Raw genomic sequence first — 1,017 nt, 5'->3', positions numbered from 1 at the left:
TATCCTTTACGACTACATGGTCAAGTGCATGCAGGAGTTAGCGAAAGCGGAACCTGATATCGATGCACTCCTGCCTTGGAACTTCAAACACTAACAATATCGCCCCGTGGGTTCATGGGGCGGATACATTATTTCAGGTGATTTTGCGGTAACTGAGATTGCCCCAATACAGCTACGATTAAGATGAAATTTTCTTCCTTTGTGAAGTAAGCAGTGTGTTTTCCAATCGGAAAGTAAAAGCCGTTACTATATATTTCATGGCAGCTTCGTCCTAAATCAGGATTATCGGCGAGCATTTGAAAGCCAGAAAGTAGTGTTTCTTTATAACGTTGCCACTGTAATTCGGAAAAATTGTTGATGGTATAATTTTTTACTTTACGTAAATGAGTTTGAGCCAAACTACTCAGTTTATATTGTTTATTGTGCATATTGTTTGTTACAGCTCATTCAAAAAATCTTTACCATCAACGACATTGCCTTTTGCCAAGTCATCTTTAGCCGCGTTGAAACAATGTTTAAGATATTCTGTTTTCATCATTTCAAGCTCTTCGTAGTCATGTATAGACATCACGACAACAGCATCTTTGCTGTTTTTACTGATCTTAATTGGTTGGCGTTGAGCATTAAGAAGCAATTCACCAAAATTTCGTTTAGCGTCATTTGCTGTTAATGTATGCATGGTTATTCTCCACAGTCTTTAGTCTAATTGGAGTATAGCTCATCACACGAAGTGGTCAATATGATTAAATCGCACGAAATGTGTGAAAAGGTAAGCTAACAAGGCGTTAAAGAGGGATTCACAACGCGCGGCATTCTCATTATGCGTTGATTTTATTGGTTTTTAGTGCAATGCGGAAGGTTGGTAGTTGCGTTGTTCACCCCTTAACGCGGCGTTATGCAACTCAGGTAAATTTAGGAGTTCAATCTTTTTAGGTTTCTCCGGCCATTCGTTTTGTGTTGTCGGCAAATGAGCACTTTTACCCTCAGATTCGTGGTTCACTCAAGCCGTAAAACAGG

2 protein-coding genes are annotated in these 1,017 nt (G+C 39.4%); both read right to left on the bottom strand.

The features are described 5' to 3' along the window. Window positions 1-128: 128 nt before the first annotated feature. Window positions 129-428 (bottom strand): type II toxin-antitoxin system RelE/ParE family toxin, encoded by a 300-nt coding sequence (locus tag UF06_RS22935; RefSeq protein ID WP_039428516.1) that lies wholly within the window; start codon window positions 426-428, stop codon window positions 129-131. A gap of 8 nt (window positions 429-436) precedes the next feature. Continuing rightward, the gene (locus UF06_RS22930; protein ID WP_045572526.1) at window positions 437-679 is read right to left on the bottom strand and encodes a type II toxin-antitoxin system Phd/YefM family antitoxin; all 243 of its coding nucleotides are present in this window, start codon (window positions 677-679) and stop codon (window positions 437-439) included. Between the last annotated feature and the right edge of the window lie 338 nt (window positions 680-1,017).

The sequence above is a fragment of the Vibrio sp. S234-5 genome, from assembly GCF_000960595.1.
In the GTDB taxonomy this organism is placed as follows: Bacteria; Pseudomonadota; Gammaproteobacteria; order Enterobacterales; family Vibrionaceae; genus Vibrio.
The sequence above is the reverse complement of the archived record's forward strand: the minus strand, read 5'-3'. Positions and strand labels throughout refer to the sequence as shown.

Coding starts and splice junctions, on each gene's coding strand:
- UF06_RS22930 (WP_045572526.1), bottom strand. CDS start 679: ATGCATACATTAACAGCAAATGACGCTAAACGAAATTTTGGTGAATTG.
- UF06_RS22935 (WP_039428516.1), bottom strand. CDS start 428: ATGCACAATAAACAATATAAACTGAGTAGTTTGGCTCAAACTCATTTA.